This window comes from Corallococcus exiguus, from assembly GCF_009909105.1.
GTDB classification, from domain to species: domain Bacteria; phylum Myxococcota; class Myxococcia; order Myxococcales; family Myxococcaceae; genus Corallococcus; species Corallococcus exiguus.
Window position 1 is genome coordinate 1422238 of the sequence record NZ_JAAAPK010000001.1, and the last position, 15315, is coordinate 1437552.

The following is a 15315-nucleotide window of genomic DNA, read 5'->3' on the forward strand; positions in this document are numbered from 1 at the left end:
GATGAATCGCAATGAGGCACATGCGTTGGTGGACGCCTACGTACGTAGGGTGAGCGCTCGAGCTGGGGCGGAGTTGATTATTCTCGATGAGCGCACGATCGAGCGTGAGTTCGGATGGGTTTTCTTCTATGCCTCGAAGCGGCACGTGGAAACTGGGGACCCGGCCTTTTCGGTAGGCGGGAATGCACCCATGATTGTAGACAGGGTGACCGGCGAGCTCCATGTAACTGGCACGGCCTATCCTGTTGAGCATTACATCGCAGAGTATGAAGCGCGCTCGAGAACACATTAGGAATGGCGTGTTTTTATGGGGCTGAATACCCTGGAGAGAACGTTTCGTTCGGGGTGTTTGACGAACTGGTTGTCGACCACTGGCTCCACATCGAGCAACTCGGCGAACGCGAGTGGTGGATGCGGATCGGGGACGCCGGGATCCTGATGGCGGTGCAAATCAGTGGCGATGTTCGGGCCGATGTAGAGCGCGGCTTCCATGCGCCAATCTACGGAACCACGACGGATGAGTGAGAAGGACCAATGGGTTCGCGACCTGGCCGGAGTTCTTCACGGGCTCTCGAAGAGGCCAGACGTCCCCATTGGGGATATCGAATGGTTGCTTCTCCGGTGTGAAGACACCCTGGCATACCAAGGGCACCTGCGCGACGCGTCTGTCCGGGAACTCGTCAAGGATGTTCGACGCTTCGAAGCGAGGTCCCCTGGCTTGCTTCCTCGGGGGCTATTGAATGGCCCTGGCAGCTAGATGCGAGTGGCGGACCGAGGGGCGCCACTCCTTCAGGAGGTACTGAAGCAGAGGAAGAGCAGAACGGCGAAGACGGAGCAGACGAGCAGTCCCAGGCCGGCGTTGGAACGGTGTTTCACGCTGGCATGGACGCTCAGCGCGATGGCGAGCCCGGCGACCGGGAGATGCCAGGCCGCGATCCGGATCAGCGCATCCTCGCTCTTGAAGAGGTGGCGGACCATGAAAACGCCATACATCACGAAGGAGAGGAACAGCGCGGCCCCTGCCAGCATCAAGCTGGGGATGCGGTTCATGGACGATGGCGGAGGGGCGCTCATGGGATCAATCCCAGTACAGGAAATGCTCAGTGGTTCGCACCCGTCCCTCTTCGTTCAACCTCACGAGGAAGGCTTCGTAGTTGTCCGTGGGGCCCTGTTGGTCGGAGTAGCGCAGCACCCGTTCGTGGCCTGACGCCCCTTCATGGGGGAGCCTGGCGAGAGGTTGTCCGAGCTTCCGGATGACCTCCGCCTCCGACTCTCCGGCTTGAATCGAACGGAAGGAGGCTTCCGAAAAGCCCTCCGCGAATCGCGTCCGTGGGGAGGCATTCCATGCAATGGCAAGAGCGAAGAGGACCTCCAGTCCCAGCAACAGCCCAAGTCCCCATCGAATCGTCGTTGCATGGCTTACACCGCTTGGTTGCATGGCTGGAAACTCAGAGACTGGCAGGAGAAATGGCACTCGGATTTCGCAGGCGATGGACTCTACCTTGGCGTCTTTTCATCGCTTTCGCGGTTGCCGGCCTCCCAATACATCTCCAACGCTTGGGACCAGGACTGCTTGGAGATTGGCGAATTGGATGCGTCCCTCATGTGGATGAGGAACATCCGGATGGCGTTCCTTTGGGGCAGGCTCAATCGATCAAACCTGCGAAGGAAGAAGGCGCGTAGGTCTGGCTGTGCTTCATCAGAGATGGTCAATGAGGACAGGAGAAAGTCGCGCACATCAAGATCCACGAGCGCCGCGCTGAGATAGGCCGGAAGGTAGTAGGCGAGTGCCTCCGGGCTGAACAGCGAGAGATGCGCCGCATGGTCGCGCACCTTATCTATTGGGACGTCCTTCCAGTGGCGCCCCCCGAAGTCCCGAACGAGTTTTGGCGTCTCCCATGCACCGCGTGCATAGGCGACGCGTCTCTTCTCGGGGCGGGGGACATCCGAGAATGCATCCTCGATTTGACGCCTGAGTTGCTCGTCGCGTGAGTTCACGGTTCTGCTCAATCCAACGGGAACAACCGCGCTTCCTTTGCCAGCACCTCATTGCGAGCCAGCAATCCCGTGAACCGTTTCGTCCCGTTCCGAGCATCGAACCGCGCCGCGATGTCGCGAGCCTGCGACTCCAGCCAGTCCTTCAGAGCCCGCGTCCCATAGCCCCCGTCCACCGCGTGCAACGCGAACGCGCGTGGCAAGCGCAGGCTCACCTCATCCCGTCCGTCCGCGACCACCTGCCCCAGCAGGAACGACGACGCCGTGTAGAAGCTGAACCGGTCCCGGTAGCTGGAGTGCTCCAGCGCCCAGCCCAGGTGCTTCTCCAGCAGCGTCAACCCGCGCGACAGGTTGCCCGTCAGCGCCAGGAACTCCAGGTGCTCTCCCACCGTGGCGAGGAACTCGCGGTTCTTCGCCACCATCGCGTAACCGCGCATGTGGCAGTCCCGCGCTTCCTTCATCCGCTCCAGCTTGAAGAACGGATACAGCAGCGTGCCCAGCGTCAGGTGCGGGATCTCCGCGCAGGACTGGCGCCCGTCCAGGATGGGCTTCGCCTTCTGGATGGCCTGCTCCCACTCGCCCTTGTCCACGTGGTGGTCCAGCTCATCGTCCAATTCGCAGACGCGGCAGTCCGTCAGGTGGTCCCTGGGCGTGACGAGCCACGCCTCCCACAGGCGCTCCGCCTCCTCCGTGTCCCCCATGTCGCGGGCCATCTGGTAGCGCAGCTTCAGCGCCGCGCGCTTGCCCGCGTCCAGCTTCGCGAAGCTCTGCTCCACGTCATCCAGCGCGTCGGCAATCTGCTTGCGGCTGATGTGCGGGAACTCGTCCAGCCGGCCCACCACCCACTTCTGCTTCCAGAGCATGTCCTCCGGGTCGAACCGCTGCGGGTCCTTCTTCTGCTGCCCCCGGCACCATGCGAACGCCACCAGCGCCTTGTCCGGATAGCCCCCGAACGTCGCCGCGTCGATGAGCGAATCCCGCAGCTCGTACCCCAGCGGCACGTCGCCGTGCGCGTCCGTCAGCCGCACCGCCTCCTCCAGCGCGCGCACCTTCGCGTCGCCTTCCGGCAGCTCCTCCGCCTGCGCTCGCAGGGCCTCCACCTGCTGATGCCAGTCCACCATCAGTGCATCCCCCGCGAGCCCGGACCTGACGACCCACTCCCGCCGCCGCCTTCGTCCAGCCGCGCCGAGATGAGCCCCAGCAGTCCATGGTTCAGCAGCGCCATCTCCTGCGCGTTCAGCGGGTGCTGACCCAACAGCAGCGCCTGCACGTAGAGCATCTCCACCGACAGCTTCAGCAACTCCCGCCCCTCCACCGCGGCCAGCTTGCGCACCACCGGGTTGTGCAGGTTGAGGCAAAGCAGCGCGCGGTCCTGTCCGCCCGTGCCCGCCATCACTCCGTCCAACACGCCCGCGTACAGGTCGTCCGACTCCTCTCGCGCCCGCTCCGCGTCCCGCTTGAACGCCCCTTCCGCGTCCGAGCTGTAGAGCGTGGGCACCTCCGCCGGGAAGAACTTCTTCACCTCCACCCCGCAGCGGAACGGCGCCAGCACGCGCTCGGCCAGACGCAGCAGCGGGTAGACGGCTTCGCGCTCGTCCAGCGTCAGCTCCTCGAAGCTCTGCGGCAGGTCCGCCGACGAGAACGGTGCCACCTGCGCCTCCGGCACCACGTGCGGCAGCTTCTCCAGCAGCGCCGTGTCATGCGTGTACGCCGCGTTCAGCACGCACAGCCCCTGCGCCGCCGCCACCCGCGCCACCTGCCGGAACCCGTCCAAGGTCGGCGTGTAGCGCACCACCGGCCACGACTTCCGGTAGTCCGCCAACGTCATCACCCCGAGCGACGTCTCGAATGGCAGCCAGTGGATGACCAGCCGGTAGAAGTCATCGTCGTCCAGCGCCAGCCCCTTCACCGACAGCCCGTGCAACGCAATCAACCGCTGCAACGACCGGGGATCCTCGTGCGCCAGGTCCATCAGGTACTTGCGCAGGGACTGCCCCAGTGCCTCGCGCGCCTTCGCCAGGACCGTGTCCTCGTAGAAGGACTCGCGGCTCGCGGTGGGCCTCAGGCCGTTCGCGTTCACCACGCACTTCACGAAGAACGCCCACTCCGGCAGCAGGTTCTCCGCGCTCTCCGACAGCAGCATCTGCTTCAGGTACACGCGGTGCTTCTGCTTCGCATTGAAGTGCGGAGACGCCGGCAACACATATGCCACGCCGTCCACGTCTCCCGCCTCCGAGCGCAGCGGAATCACATCCAGGAAGTCCGTGCCGAACACCTCGCGCCCGTACGCGAGCAGCGCCTGCCGCCGGTTTCCCGCCGTCTCGTAGAAGCGGCGCCAGGGCGGACCGTCCGGGTTGAGCGACTCCGTCTGTGCATTCACCGTGAGCCGCACGGGGAAGGGCAACAGGCCGCCGTAGTGCTTCGCCAGCTGGCGCACCCGCTCCGGCGTGAACCACTCCACCATGTCCGCGCGGGCCACCAGGTAGACGTGCGTGCCGGGAGCGTCCAGCGGGTGTTCGGAGACGCGCACGTCGTACGTGCCGTCGTGCCGGCCCCGCCACTCCAGCGTCCGCCCGTCGCCCTTCGCCGAGCGCGTCACCACCAGCAGCTCGTCGCACACCATGAAGCACGACAAGAGGCCGATGCCGAACTGGCCGATGAAGTCGTTGCGGCGGGCCTCCAACTGCTCGCGCTTGGAGGACTCGCCGATGGTGGCCAGGAAGCGGTGGATCTCCTCTTCTGTCAGCCCCACGCCTTCATCCGTGAAGAGCAGGGTGGGCGGCCCGCCGTCCTGCTTTTCCCGCAGCTCCAGCCCCACGGCTCCGGTGGCCTGGGGCTCCAGCAACTGGCGGGCGCGGATGGCGTCCGTGGCGTTCTGGAGCAGCTCCCGCACGTAGACCCCGGGCGAGCTGTACAGGTGGTGGGACAGGAGGTCGATGACCCCACGGAGGCTGACTTGGAATCGATGGTCCACGCGGCCATCGAGCGTAGCGCGCTGCATCCTCCCCGGGGCCACAATCCCCCGCCGTGGGTGGATGAAGGCATGTGTCCTTCCCAATGCAACCGGACGCGCCAGCCCCCTTCCGCCTCCCTGGTGGGGTGGTATGTCGCGCCCCAGCCGTGCGGCGCCCCCGGGCGGCACGGCGACATGTCGTCTCTTTCCTTCCTCCTGGAGCGGACAACGATGGGCAACAAGCTGAAGGCAGTGGTGGTGGGTGCGGTGCTGGGCGTCGCGGGCGCGGCCTTCGCGCAGGGCACGCCGACGACGCCGGCGGCTCCCAAGGCGGACGCGAAGGCGCCGGCCAAGGCGGCGGCGGGCAAGGCGGCGGCCACGGCGGGCAAGACGGAGGTGACGTGGTGGGGCCACGCCGCCTTCGTGGTGAAGACGCCGGGCGGCGCGACCATCGCCATCGACCCGTGGTTCACCAACCCCAAGGCGCCGCAGGGCGCCACGTGGCCGGAGGCGGTGGACGCCATCCTCGTGTCCCACGGCCACTTCGACCACGTGGGTGAGACCAAGGCCCTCGCCCAGAAGACGAGCGCCAAGGTGTACGGCTCCTTCGAGCTGGTGAACCTCCTGGGCCTGCCGGAGGCGCAGGGCATGGGCGCCAACGCGGGCGGGACGTTCACGGTGAAGGACGCCACCATCCACCTGGTGGAGGCGGTCCACTCCAGCAGCTACCAGGCGGACCCGAAGGGCGCGTCGCAGTACGCCGGTGCTCCCCTGGGCTTCGTCATCGAAATCGCCAACGGCCCCACGCTGTACCACGCGGGTGACACCGGGGCCTTCAGCTCCATGGCCCTCATCGCGGAGCAGTTCAAGCCCACCGTGGCCCTGCTCCCCATTGGTGGCCACTTCACCATGGACCCCGCGCAGGCCTCCGTCGCCGCGAAGCTGCTGAAGGTGAAGACCGTGGTGCCCATGCACTACGGCACCTTCCCCGCCCTGTCCGGCACCCCGGACGCGCTCACCACCGAGCTGAAGAAGACCCGGGCCACCACCAAGGTGCTCGCCCTGGAGCCGGGCAAGGCCACCGCGCTGTAGGCCTTCCTGGCCAGGTGTCTCCGCGCGCTCGTCCGCCCTGGGTGGACGGGCGCGCTGTTTTTTCCACCATGCATCAGCATCTGTTGCCGGACGCCGCCGTGGGCCTGGGGCCGGGTGGCATCGCGGATGCGACTGGGTTATTCCCCGCTTCGTGTGCTTCCGGCGGGGTCCGGCCGCACGCTTTTGTGGGGTGTACCGGTGTCGGTGCTGGTTTTTGGAAGGGGGACCTGGCTGGCCGCGCTCCTGACGGACGTGGTCGCCGCGCATGCGCGCTCCCCCGCGCCCGTCCCGACATCGCCGCTTCCGGAAACCTCCTCCGGCCGAGCCCGGGGCCGCGCCTTCCTGCGCCGCACGCTGCGGGCCTCGGGGCTCGTCTACGGCACGCCCGTGCCGCTGCCCTCGCCGGTGGACGGGGGTGAGCCCTTCGACGTCCCGGCGCGCGCGGTGGAGGACGAGCTGTTCCACGCCGTGGTGCGCACGCTGGCGCGCATGGCGCTGGACCTGGCGCGGGTGATGGACGCGCCGGAGGGCCCGCGGGTGGAGCAGCTGCTGGTGCTCTTCGCGGTGCTGGCGGGCGAGCTGGACCTGGCGATGGCGCTGGACGCGCGGCTGGCGGCGGGGCTGCCGGTGCCCCGGCGGATGGTGGGCCGGGTGGAGGACGCGCTCGACAAGCGGGCACCGTCGCTGGCCGGCGACCCGGTGTACGGGCTGGTGCTGCACAACGGCGCGCAGTACGCGGACGCGCAGCTGTTCTGCCGGCAGGCCATCGACTTGTTCTCGACCGGGCGGCTGTCGCGCGCGATGGCGGAGCGGCGGCGGGACTTCGCGGCGAAGCAGAAGGCGCTCCTGGTGGACGTGCTCACCGCTCTTGCGTGCGTGGACCGCGAACCCAGCGCGCCCGCGCGCCGCGCCATCCTCCGGCAGGTGGAGGGACTGAAGCTGCCGCACTCGCTGGAGGGCGAGGTGAAGGCCGCGGTGCGCCAGTCCTTCGAGCGCAAGCGCGACGTGCGGGACGTGGTGCGCCGCGTGCGCAGCGTGGACATGCGCCACCTGTTGCTGGAGCAGGCGCTGCTGGCGGCGCTGGTGGACGGCCGGCGCACGCGGCGGGAACGGGCCTTCATCGACACGCTGGCGGGTGCGCTGCACGTGCCCCACGCGGAGCTGCGCCGTCTGGAATTGGAGATGGCGGAGTTCTACGCGCGGCACCGCTCACTGGTGGATGTCTTCACTGTGTCGGACGCGGCGGGCGCCATGGGCGAGGAGCTCATGGGCGGCATGCAGGAGACGCTGGAGAAGAACTTCCACCGGCTCATGCAGGAGGCGCGCGAGACGGGCGACCTGGCGGTGCTGCTCACCAAGGCGGCGCGGCGCCAGAAGCTCACCGCCGACGAGCGACAGCGCATGCGCGCGCAGCTCATCGACGTGGCGAAGGCCATCCCCGCGCTGGCCATCTTCGCCGCGCCGGGCGGCATCCTGCTGTTGGCGGCGCTGGCGAAGGTGTTGCCCTTCAGCCTGCTGCCCAGCGCCTTCCAGGACGAGCCCGCGGTGGACTCCGACGACGAGGACACGCTGGAGCGCGAAGCCGTCTGAAGTCCCGCGCGAACTACTCCGCCGTGAGGGTGACGCGCAGGTGCTGGGACAGGGGCGTGCCGTAGCGCGACGGGGGTACCCGTCGCACGGTCTTGTTGGTGTCCACGGTCCACTCGGGGGCACCCTGGTGGGGGCCCACGGCGGGCTCTTCGTCCAGCTCCGTGCCCGCGTCCCACAGGAACAGCTTGGACGTGATGTCGCCCGTCACAGGGTCGTTGGCCTTGTCGAAGAGCGCGATGCCCTGCTCGTCGGGGCCGAAGAACCAGTCATTGGACTGGCCGAACATGGTCGCGAAGGACAGCCGGTCTCCGGGGCTGGCGTTGACGGTGAATTCGTAGGCAAGGCCCGGCAGGAGGGGACCGGGGACGGCCGCGTCCACGGGCGTGTTGAAGGTGCCTGACTTGCTCACGCCCGCGGGCGGAGTCGAAGAGAGGGCGTTGGCCAGCCGCGAGGCATCGCCGCCTTCCGCGAGCGCCTCCAATCCCAGGCCCCGGTCCTGCGCGCCTTCCGTGAACAGCGGCGAGGCGGCGTTGTGCAAGGCGAAGACGCCCGGTGACAGGGGCGTGGCCACTCCATTCAGCGGCTTGAGCCAGGTGTCCAGGGCGGTGGCGTCGCCGTTTTCCGCGAGCGCCTCCAGGCCCTGGCCCCGGTCCGGCTGCCCTTCAGTGAAGAGGGGCTCGTTGCCTGCGCCCACCACCCAGACCCCTGGGGTGATGCGCACGGGCTTGATGCCTTCGGAGGTGCTCAGGGTATTGCGGTCGTCGGAGACGTTCTCGATGCGCACGGTGAAGCGCTGCGTGGCCGAGTCGTGGGCCAACTGCACGCGGATCATCGTCGCGAGCGGGGGCAGGTTGAACGGCAGGCCGCTGCTGAGCACGGGCTGCGTGCCCACGCGCCGCACGTTGTTGGAGTTGAAGTCGTTGATGCCCGGGCCGTCCGTGGAGGTGGCCTGCTTCGGGGCGGTGTGCGCGCCCACGGCGGGCTCTTCGTTCACCTCCGTGCCCGCGTCCCAGAGGACGACCTGGGAGGTGACGTTGCCGGTCACCGGCTGCCCGTCGGCGGAGTAGAGCGGGATGCCCCGGGGCTCGGTGCCGAAGAACCAGTCGTTGGATGCGCCGAACATGGTGGCGAAGGACAGGCGGTGGTTGCGGCCCGCGGTGAAGCTGAACTCGTAGGTGTCGCCCGGGGCCAGCGGACCCGGTGAGGTGCCGCTTATCTTCGTGTCGAACCGGCCGGACTTGAGGTTCTGGAAGGGCGCCACGTTCTCGATGCGCACGCGGAAGCGCCGGGAGGACGGGTCGGTGTCGTCGCCGGAGCCGCAGGCGGACAGCGTCAGGAGGCCGAGCGCTGCGCGGGCGGCGCTTCCACGGAAGGAGCGGATGGACATGGGGAGAGTCTCCATGGGCCTCGCGAAAATGCGAAGCCCCGCGGCGTGGCTCTCTCTACGCGGTGGCCTTTGTATCGGACTCCGCGCGTGCGGGCAGGAGCGGCGTGAGGAACGCGGTCAGCGCCGCGAGGTCGCCGGGCCGGGACGCGTGTCCCACGTATCCATCCGGACGAACCAGGATGAGCGCATCCCTTCCCGGGACCACGTCGTAGGCACGGTGGGCATGGCCGTCCCTGTCGAGTAGGGCCTCGGGGATGGGGGCCGCGCTCTTCCCGAGGATGCGGACGACGCGCACGAAATCGCCGGGCCACGTGACGGCATCCGCGCGCGCGGTTCCAAAGGCGAGCAGCGTCCAGTGGGGGCCGCGAAACCTGTCCGACAGTCGGACAGGTTTTCCGTGGGCATCCACGCAGGGGGCGTCCGGGGCGCGGTCTCCGGCCTGCACCCGCGCCGTGTCGCCGGGAACCTCTGGCGCGAGCGGTCCGCCGCGATAGCCCAGGCCCAGTTGCCGCAGCTCGTCGCCCCGGTTCAGGGCCTTCATGCGTCCCTGCCGCATGCCGTCGAACAGCTTCGAGGACAGCCCGAGCACCCGCGCGGCGACGGGCAGCCGCTCTGCTTCGTAGGTGTCGAGCAGTGCCGGGTCCGCGCCCTGGAGCACGTGGCCCAGCTTCCAGCCCAGGTTGTAGGCATCCTGCACGCCCGTGTTGAGGCCCTGGCCTCCGGCGGGAGGGTGCACATGCGCGGCATCGCCCGCGATGAACACGCGGCCCACACGGTAGCGGTCCACCATGCGCACGTTGGGGCGGTACACGGACAGCCAGCTCGCGTCATGCAGTCGCAGCTTGGAGCCAGGGCGGGCGGCCTCCTGGATGCGCTGGTGGATCGCGGCCTCGGTGAGCTCCGGCAGGGGAGCGCCGGGCTTCACCTGGAGGGCGAGCTGGAAGCGGCCCGTGTCGGGCAGCGGGCACAGCGCCACCATGCCGCCCGTGGCGAAGGGCCACACATGCCAGTGCGAGGGGTCCAATCCGTCCACGCGCACGTCGCCCACGACCATGCGCTCCTCCTCGTGGGTGACGCCGTGGAAGGTCAGGCCCAGCGCCTTGCGAACGCGGCTGTGTCCGCCGTCCGCGCCCACCAGGTACTCCGCGCGGACGGTCTCCTCCGCGCCGTCGCGGGTGAGGGTGGCGGTGACGCCGGTGTCGTCCTGGGTAAAGCCGGTGAGCGCGGTGCCGAACTCCACCGGGACTTCCAGCGATGCCAGCCGGTCACGCAGGATGCCCTCGGTGCGGGCCTGGGGTACGAGCCAGGGATTGGGGTGGGGCACGTCCGGCGTGGCGGCGCGGCGGGCCATCATGGTCCAGCGTCCCACGACGAAGCGGCGCCAGTGGAGGCGGAGGCGGGGATAGGCCATGCCCGCGGCGAGCACGGCATCGAGCACGCCCAGGTCGTCCAGCACCTCCAGCGTACGAGGCGAAAGCCCCTTGCCGCGAGACCCGACGAAGGGGCCCGGGGCCGCATCCACGATTCGCACGCGGATGCCTCGACGAGCGAGGTCACACGCGAGCGTCAGGCCGGTGGGCCCTGCGCCGATGACGAGCACCGGCAGAGTGTCATGGGACATGAAAGGTCTCCTGTCGCGGGCAAGCAGCGACGGAGACAAGAATGTAAGGGACTGCTTATGTTGTCAGCTTGCGTTCCCGTCCCAGGAGTCCGGCATGCCGCGCGCGAAGCTTTCCCCTCGGAAGACACCCACGCAGGAGCGCTCGCGAGCGACGGTGGACGCGTTGGTGCAGGCGACTGCTGACATTCTGGTGCGCGACGGCTACGCGAAGCTGACGACGAACCGCATCGCGGAGCGAGCGGGCGTGAACGTGGCATCGCTGTACCAGTTCTTCCCAGGCAAGGAGGCACTGGTGGTGGAGGTGTCACGCCGGCACGTGAAGGAGCAGCGCGCCGCCGCCCGAGAGGTGCTGTCGACGCGGAAGTTCAAGACGCTGGAGGACCTCATCCGGACGCTGGTGGCGCTGGGCTTCGCGGCGCACGCGGTGAACCCGAAGCTGCACCACGCGCTGACGGAGGAGCTGCCATCACGTCCCCCCAGGAAGTGGGGTCCGGAGGACGCGCTCATGCTGGAGGCCCTGAGCCAATTCCGCACGGACGTGCCGGACCCGGAGCTGGCCCTGTGGCTCATCGACACGGTGTCCCACGCGGTCATCCACCGCGCCGTGGTGGAGCGCCCCGAGTCCCTGTCCCAGGGGCTGCTCCAGGAGGAGCTGGTGACGCTCCTCCTGCGCTACATGAAGCGGAAGTGACGGGTGTCAGACGCGTGAGTAGGCTTCACGCCTCATGACAGCAGTAAGGGGGATGTCACGAAGCTCTTGATCGATACGAATGTCTTGATTCCATTGGAGCCCACCTCGCCCGAACAGGTTGAGGCAATGATGGAGCCCGCGACCCGGCTGGTAAGAGCCATTGAAGAGGCTGGCTATCAGCTCTTCATCCATCCAGCCATCAAGGTGGATGTCGAGAGGGACCGCGACGAGGCACGCCGCTGGCTTCGCGAGTTGTTGCTCGGCAAATACCTCCCTCTTCCCGCGGCGCCTCCCGTTCCCACAAGCTGGGACGAGGTTCTGGGGAGCCCTGAACTCCACTCGAATGATTGGGTAGACCACCAGCTGTTGGCCGCTGTTCGGTCCAACGCCGTGGGCGTCCTGGTGACAGAAGACCTGCGCATCCACCGGAAGGCGAAGCGCGTTGGACTGAAGGAACGCGTTGTCACGGTCGGCGAAGCCCTCTCCATGGTGCAGGGCTTGCGAGCCAGGTTCGCCCGGCCTCCGCCAGCGGTGGAGTTCACGTTCGCGCATGACGTCGACGCGGAGGACCCTTTCCTCGACAGCCTCCGAGGGGACTACCCGTCATTCGATGGTTGGTTCCGCAGATGCCAGATGGACCACCGACGATGCTGGGTGGTGCGGGGGCAGGGGCGTCATCTGGCCGCGCTGTGCCTCATCAAGGACGAGGAGGGCGTCCTGGGCCACAAGGGACGCACGCTGAAGCTCTGCACATTCAAGGTCGCGCCCGCGCATCAGGGACGCCGCCTGGGCGAGCTGCTGCTCAAGAGTGTCTTCGAGCACGTTTCGAAGAACGGGCACGACTTCATCTACGTGACGGCCTACGAGCGCCAGGGCGCGCTCATCGCCATGTTCGAGGACTTCGGATTCCAGGTGGAAGGGCGTACGGAATCTGGCGAACTCGTCCTCTTGAAACGAATGCGTGCAGGGGATGCGCCCGAAGTGCTTTCACCCCTCGACTTCCACGTGCGCCACGGGCCGCCCGCGATGAAGTTCGACGTGCCGTCCTTCATCATCCCCATCGAGCCCCGGTTCCATCACCTGCTTTTCCCGGACGCGGACTCGCAGTTGTCGCTGGAGCCCGGCATCCACCCCTTTGGGAATGGCCTGAGGAAGGCGTACCTATGCCGGGCGTTGATCCGACAGATAGAGCCCGGTGCGTCCCTGCTGTTCTACCTGAGCCACTCCCAGAAGGCCGTGACGGTCGTGGGCATCGCCGAGCAGACGCTGGTGTCCGCGGATGCCGAAGAGATCGCCGCCACGGTGGGTAAACGCACGGTGTTCTCCCTTCGCGACATGCAGACGCTGTGCTCGAATGGCGAAGTGCTCGCCATCCTCTTCCGACAAGCAGCCATCCTGAAGGAGCCCATTCCTCTCAGTGACCTCTGTCGCCATGGAGTGCTCAACGGCCCTCCGCAGTCCATCACCACGGTCCAGCCGGGAGGTCGTGAATGGCTTCGCCAACGCCTCGGTCTGTAGTCCTGCTGCCCATCCAGCCCCGGTATGCGACGCCCATCCTGGAAGGGCTCAAGCGCGTCGAGTTCCGCAAGCGCGCCTTCCGCAGGGAGGTCTCACACGTCGTTGTCTACTCCTCCAGCCCGGTGAAGCAGGTCGTCGGCTTCTTCGACATCCTGGGCATCGACGAGGCTGCTCCCGAGCAGCTCTGGCGCCGCTACTCGCGGGTGGGGGGCATCCTGAAGGAGGACTACGACCGCTACTTCTCGCGATGCGAGGGCGGTGTCGCGATCCAGGTGGGAAAGGTCCACGTCTTCGCGAAGCCCTTCCCTCTGGGGGACATCTCGCCGGAACTGCGCGCACCCCAAAGCTACGCCTATCTGAGCTCGCACGCGTTCACGAAGATTCGTGGCCGGCGGACGCTCGCCACGTGAAGTGCCGCGAGCACCCCCTCCGCCCGTGAGCCGATGGGGTGCTTCAAGCGAAGCAGGGCTGATGCTTCAGCGCCCCGACGCCTGCGCGTCCACGGCGGCCAGCTCGTCCTTGTTGAGCTTCACCTCCGCGCCCGCGACGTTCTCCTCCAGGTGCTTCACGGAGGACGTGCCCGGGATGGGCAGCATCACCGGCGAGCGCTCCAGCAGCCAGGAGAGGGCAATCTGCGCGGGCGTCGCGTTGTGCTTCTTCGCCACGGAGTCGAGCGTGCTCCCCGGCTTCGCCAGACCGCCCGTCGCCAGCGGGAACCACGGGATGAACCCCAGGTTCTCCTTCTCGCAGTAGTCCAACACCTTCTCGTGCACTCGGTCGGTCAGGTTGTACCGGTTCTGCACCGACACGATGTCCACCACCTTGCGTGCCCGCTCAATCTCCTCCACCGACACCTCCGACAGGCCGATGTGGCGGATCTTCCCTTCCTTCAGCAGCGCCTTCAGCTCGCCCAGTGACTCCTCCACCGGGACCTTCGGGTCGATGCGGTGCAACTGGTACAGGTCGATGCGCTCCAGCTTCAGCCGGCGCAGCGACATCTCCAGCTGCTGGCGCAGGTACTTCGGCGCGGCCACCGGGTGCCACTCGTTGGGACCCGTGCGCACCAGGCCTGCCTTCGTCGCCACCACCACGCCCTTGGCGTAGGGGTGCAGGGCCTCCGCGATGATCTCCTCGCTGACGTAGGGGCCGTAGGAGTCCGCCGTGTCGATGAAGTCCACGCCCAGCTCCAGCGCGCGGCGCAACACGCGCACCGCCTCCGCCCGGTCCTTGGGCGGGCCCCAGATGCCAGGGCCCGTGAGCTGCATGGCGCCGTAGCCCAGCCGGTGGACGGGCAAATCTCCGCCCAGCTTGAAGGTGCCGCTCTTCTCCGCGGGTCGCGTCGAGGTTCCGCTCATGAGTGCTTCCTCCGTGCAGATGAATGCCTGAATGGATGCATGTGCAGCAAATGCGTTTCAGGCCGTCCGGTACCGCCCGGCCAATGCATGGGTCGCCCCACGCAGCAGTCCTGTCTCCGCCTTCTCCAGGGCCACGAGCGCCTCCGCTGCCTCCAGTCCGGGGACGCAGACCGTCTCACCGCGCTCCAGCGCGACGAGCGACGCGGTGACGACGTCCTCTGGTGACATGGTGCCGGGATAGCCGCCGTTGAACTCCGTGAAGGTCATGCCCGGGCAGACGACCTGCGCCACCACGGGCGTGCCGCGCAGCTCTCCCGCGAGCGTGCGGGTGAAGTGGACGAGGAACGCCTTCGCGCCCGCGTAGGTGGCCCGGTGGGGCAGGGGACCCGGCGGCATCGCGCCGGAGAAGGCGAGCAGGGAGGCAACATTGATGACCGCGCCCTTGCCCCGCGCCAGCATGCCGGGCAGCGCCGCGCGCGTGGCCAGCATCGGCGCCATCATGTGCAGGTTCGCCAGGCCTTCCAGCGCCGCGGGCTCCACCTGCGCGAAGGGGCCATAGCCACCCATGCCCGCGTTGTTGATGAGCAGCGTGAGGTCCTCGCCCGCCGCGCGCCCGGCCACCCGCTGAAGGTCCGCGTGCACCGTGAGGTCCGCCCGCAGCACCTCCGCGCGGATGCCATGCGCCGCCGTCAGCTCCGCCGCCAGCGCCTTCAGTCGTTCCTCCCGCCGAGCGACCAGGACCAGGTCATACCCGAGCGCCGCCAGCCTCCGGGCATACACCGCGCCAATTCCCGCGGACGAGCCCGTCACCAACGCTGTCCCTCGACTGCCTGCCATGCCTGCTCCCTGAAGGGGTGAAGAGGGGCGCGTCCGGCTCCAACGCAATGAATGCTGGAGATCGCCACCTCGAAGCGCATGCCGCCGGGGCCGCACCCTCGGCCGCTGGGTAACGAAGGGCGGTCAGCCGTGCAAGCGAGATGCAGGCCTGGCGGGAACTGGAATGCCGGAGACGGCCCATCGAGCCTCGTCCGAGCACCGTGGGTGCATGTTTCCGCCCGGCACAGAGGCGAAGCCCCCCGTAACGACGAGGCGCATGGGTTTGGATGACCGTGG

15 protein-coding genes are annotated in these 15315 nt (G+C 67.8%); 6 read left to right on the forward strand and 9 right to left on the reverse strand.

Going from position 1 to position 15315, the window contains the following annotated elements; all coding sequences use genetic code 11:
• Nucleotide 1: 1 nt before the first annotated feature.
• Entirely contained in the window at nt 2–292 is a 291-nt protein-coding gene (locus GTZ93_RS43390) for a YrhB domain-containing protein (RefSeq protein WP_139915420.1), read from the forward strand.
• On the opposite strand, the gene GTZ93_RS05860 is transcribed toward GTZ93_RS43390, so the two are convergent.
• The 5 genes from GTZ93_RS05860 to GTZ93_RS05880 form a co-directional block, all read right to left on the reverse strand.
• A complete protein-coding gene (locus GTZ93_RS05860) occupies nt 289–492 on the reverse strand; it encodes a hypothetical protein (RefSeq protein ID WP_139915419.1) in 204 nt (67 codons plus the stop codon). The two genes, GTZ93_RS43390 and GTZ93_RS05860, sit on opposite strands and share 4 nt — an antisense overlap.
• A 297-nt stretch (nt 493–789) precedes the next feature.
• The gene (locus tag GTZ93_RS05865) at nt 790–1050 is read right to left on the reverse strand and encodes a hypothetical protein (RefSeq protein WP_139915418.1); all 261 of its coding nucleotides are present in this window, start codon (nt 1048–1050) and stop codon (nt 790–792) included.
• A 447-nt stretch (nt 1051–1497) separates the two neighbouring features.
• Nucleotides 1498–1998 carry a DUF6714 family protein gene (locus GTZ93_RS05870; protein WP_139915417.1) on the reverse strand — a complete coding sequence of 167 codons (501 nt, stop codon included), beginning with the start codon at nt 1996–1998 and terminating at the stop codon, nt 1498–1500.
• A gap of 8 nt (nt 1999–2006) precedes the next feature.
• Nucleotides 2007–3116 carry a hypothetical protein gene (locus GTZ93_RS05875; RefSeq protein WP_390624852.1) on the reverse strand — a complete coding sequence of 370 codons (1110 nt, stop codon included), beginning with the start codon at nt 3114–3116 and terminating at the stop codon, nt 2007–2009.
• Entirely contained in the window at nt 3116–4969 is a 1854-nt protein-coding gene (locus GTZ93_RS05880) for an HSP90 family protein (protein WP_139915416.1), read from the reverse strand. Before GTZ93_RS05880 ends, GTZ93_RS05875 begins: the two co-directional genes overlap by 1 nt.
• A gap of 210 nt (nt 4970–5179) precedes the next feature.
• On the opposite strand from GTZ93_RS05880, the gene GTZ93_RS05885 reads away from it, so the two are divergent.
• Nucleotides 5180–6040, forward strand: coding sequence for a metal-dependent hydrolase (locus GTZ93_RS05885; RefSeq protein ID WP_139915434.1), 861 nt, complete (start codon nt 5180–5182; stop codon nt 6038–6040).
• A 198-nt stretch (nt 6041–6238) separates the two neighbouring features.
• Nucleotides 6239–7630, forward strand: a complete 1392-nt coding sequence (locus GTZ93_RS05890) for a TerB family tellurite resistance protein (protein WP_233597275.1) — start codon at nt 6239–6241, stop codon at nt 7628–7630.
• Between the two features lie 13 nt (nt 7631–7643).
• On the opposite strand, the gene GTZ93_RS05895 is transcribed toward GTZ93_RS05890, so the two are convergent.
• Both GTZ93_RS05895 and GTZ93_RS05900 read right to left on the reverse strand, forming a co-directional pair.
• Entirely contained in the window at nt 7644–9017 is a 1374-nt protein-coding gene (locus tag GTZ93_RS05895; RefSeq protein WP_139915415.1) for a spondin domain-containing protein, read from the reverse strand.
• A 55-nt stretch (nt 9018–9072) separates the two neighbouring features.
• A complete protein-coding gene (locus tag GTZ93_RS05900) occupies nt 9073–10638 on the reverse strand; it encodes an FAD-dependent oxidoreductase (RefSeq protein WP_139915414.1) in 1566 nt (521 codons plus the stop codon).
• A 94-nt stretch (nt 10639–10732) separates the two neighbouring features.
• Here GTZ93_RS05900 and GTZ93_RS05905 point away from each other — a divergent pair, with 94 nt between their 5' ends.
• The 3 genes from GTZ93_RS05905 (at nt 10733) to GTZ93_RS05915 (ending at nt 13257) form a co-directional block, all read left to right on the forward strand.
• Nucleotides 10733–11329 (forward strand): TetR/AcrR family transcriptional regulator, encoded by a 597-nt coding sequence (locus tag GTZ93_RS05905; RefSeq protein WP_161662668.1) that lies wholly within the window; start codon nt 10733–10735, stop codon nt 11327–11329.
• A gap of 126 nt (nt 11330–11455) precedes the next feature.
• Nucleotides 11456–12847: a GNAT family N-acetyltransferase gene (locus GTZ93_RS05910; RefSeq protein ID WP_139915412.1), complete on the forward strand. Its 1392-nt coding sequence runs from the start codon at nt 11456–11458 to the stop codon at nt 12845–12847.
• Nucleotides 12820–13257, forward strand: a complete 438-nt coding sequence (locus GTZ93_RS05915) for a hypothetical protein (protein WP_120577742.1) — start codon at nt 12820–12822, stop codon at nt 13255–13257. The genes GTZ93_RS05910 and GTZ93_RS05915 overlap by 28 nt, the downstream gene beginning before the upstream one ends.
• Nucleotides 13258–13323: 66 nt before the next feature.
• Here GTZ93_RS05915 and GTZ93_RS05920 read toward each other — a convergent pair whose 3' ends face one another.
• Together GTZ93_RS05920 and GTZ93_RS05925 are read right to left on the reverse strand one after the other, a co-directional pair.
• Complete coding sequence (locus GTZ93_RS05920) at nt 13324–14202, reverse strand: aldo/keto reductase (RefSeq protein ID WP_139915411.1); 879 nt, start codon at nt 14200–14202, stop codon at nt 13324–13326.
• Nucleotides 14203–14259: 57 nt separating this feature from the next.
• On the reverse strand, nt 14260–15039 hold the full coding sequence (locus tag GTZ93_RS05925) for an SDR family NAD(P)-dependent oxidoreductase (RefSeq protein ID WP_139915410.1): 780 nt from the start codon (nt 15037–15039) through the stop codon (nt 14260–14262).
• Nucleotides 15040–15315 lie beyond the last annotated feature (276 nt).

Coding starts and splice junctions, on each gene's coding strand:
- GTZ93_RS43390 (WP_139915420.1), top strand. CDS start 2: ATGAATCGCAATGAGGCACATGCGTTGGTGGACGCCTACGTACGTAGG.
- GTZ93_RS05860 (WP_139915419.1), bottom strand. CDS start 492: ATGGAAGCCGCGCTCTACATCGGCCCGAACATCGCCACTGATTTGCAC.
- GTZ93_RS05865 (WP_139915418.1), bottom strand. CDS start 1,050: ATGAACCGCATCCCCAGCTTGATGCTGGCAGGGGCCGCGCTGTTCCTC.
- GTZ93_RS05875 (WP_390624852.1), bottom strand. CDS start 3,116: ATGGTGGACTGGCATCAGCAGGTGGAGGCCCTGCGAGCGCAGGCGGAG.
- GTZ93_RS05885 (WP_139915434.1), top strand. CDS start 5,180: ATGGGCAACAAGCTGAAGGCAGTGGTGGTGGGTGCGGTGCTGGGCGTC.
- GTZ93_RS05895 (WP_139915415.1), bottom strand. CDS start 9,017: ATGTCCATCCGCTCCTTCCGTGGAAGCGCCGCCCGCGCAGCGCTCGGC.
- GTZ93_RS05900 (WP_139915414.1), bottom strand. CDS start 10,638: ATGTCCCATGACACTCTGCCGGTGCTCGTCATCGGCGCAGGGCCCACC.
- GTZ93_RS05905 (WP_161662668.1), top strand. CDS start 10,733: ATGCCGCGCGCGAAGCTTTCCCCTCGGAAGACACCCACGCAGGAGCGC.
- GTZ93_RS05910 (WP_139915412.1), top strand. CDS start 11,456: ATGATGGAGCCCGCGACCCGGCTGGTAAGAGCCATTGAAGAGGCTGGC.
- GTZ93_RS05915 (WP_120577742.1), top strand. CDS start 12,820: ATGGCTTCGCCAACGCCTCGGTCTGTAGTCCTGCTGCCCATCCAGCCC.
- GTZ93_RS05920 (WP_139915411.1), bottom strand. CDS start 14,202: ATGAGCGGAACCTCGACGCGACCCGCGGAGAAGAGCGGCACCTTCAAG.
- GTZ93_RS05925 (WP_139915410.1), bottom strand. CDS start 15,039: ATGGCAGGCAGTCGAGGGACAGCGTTGGTGACGGGCTCGTCCGCGGGA.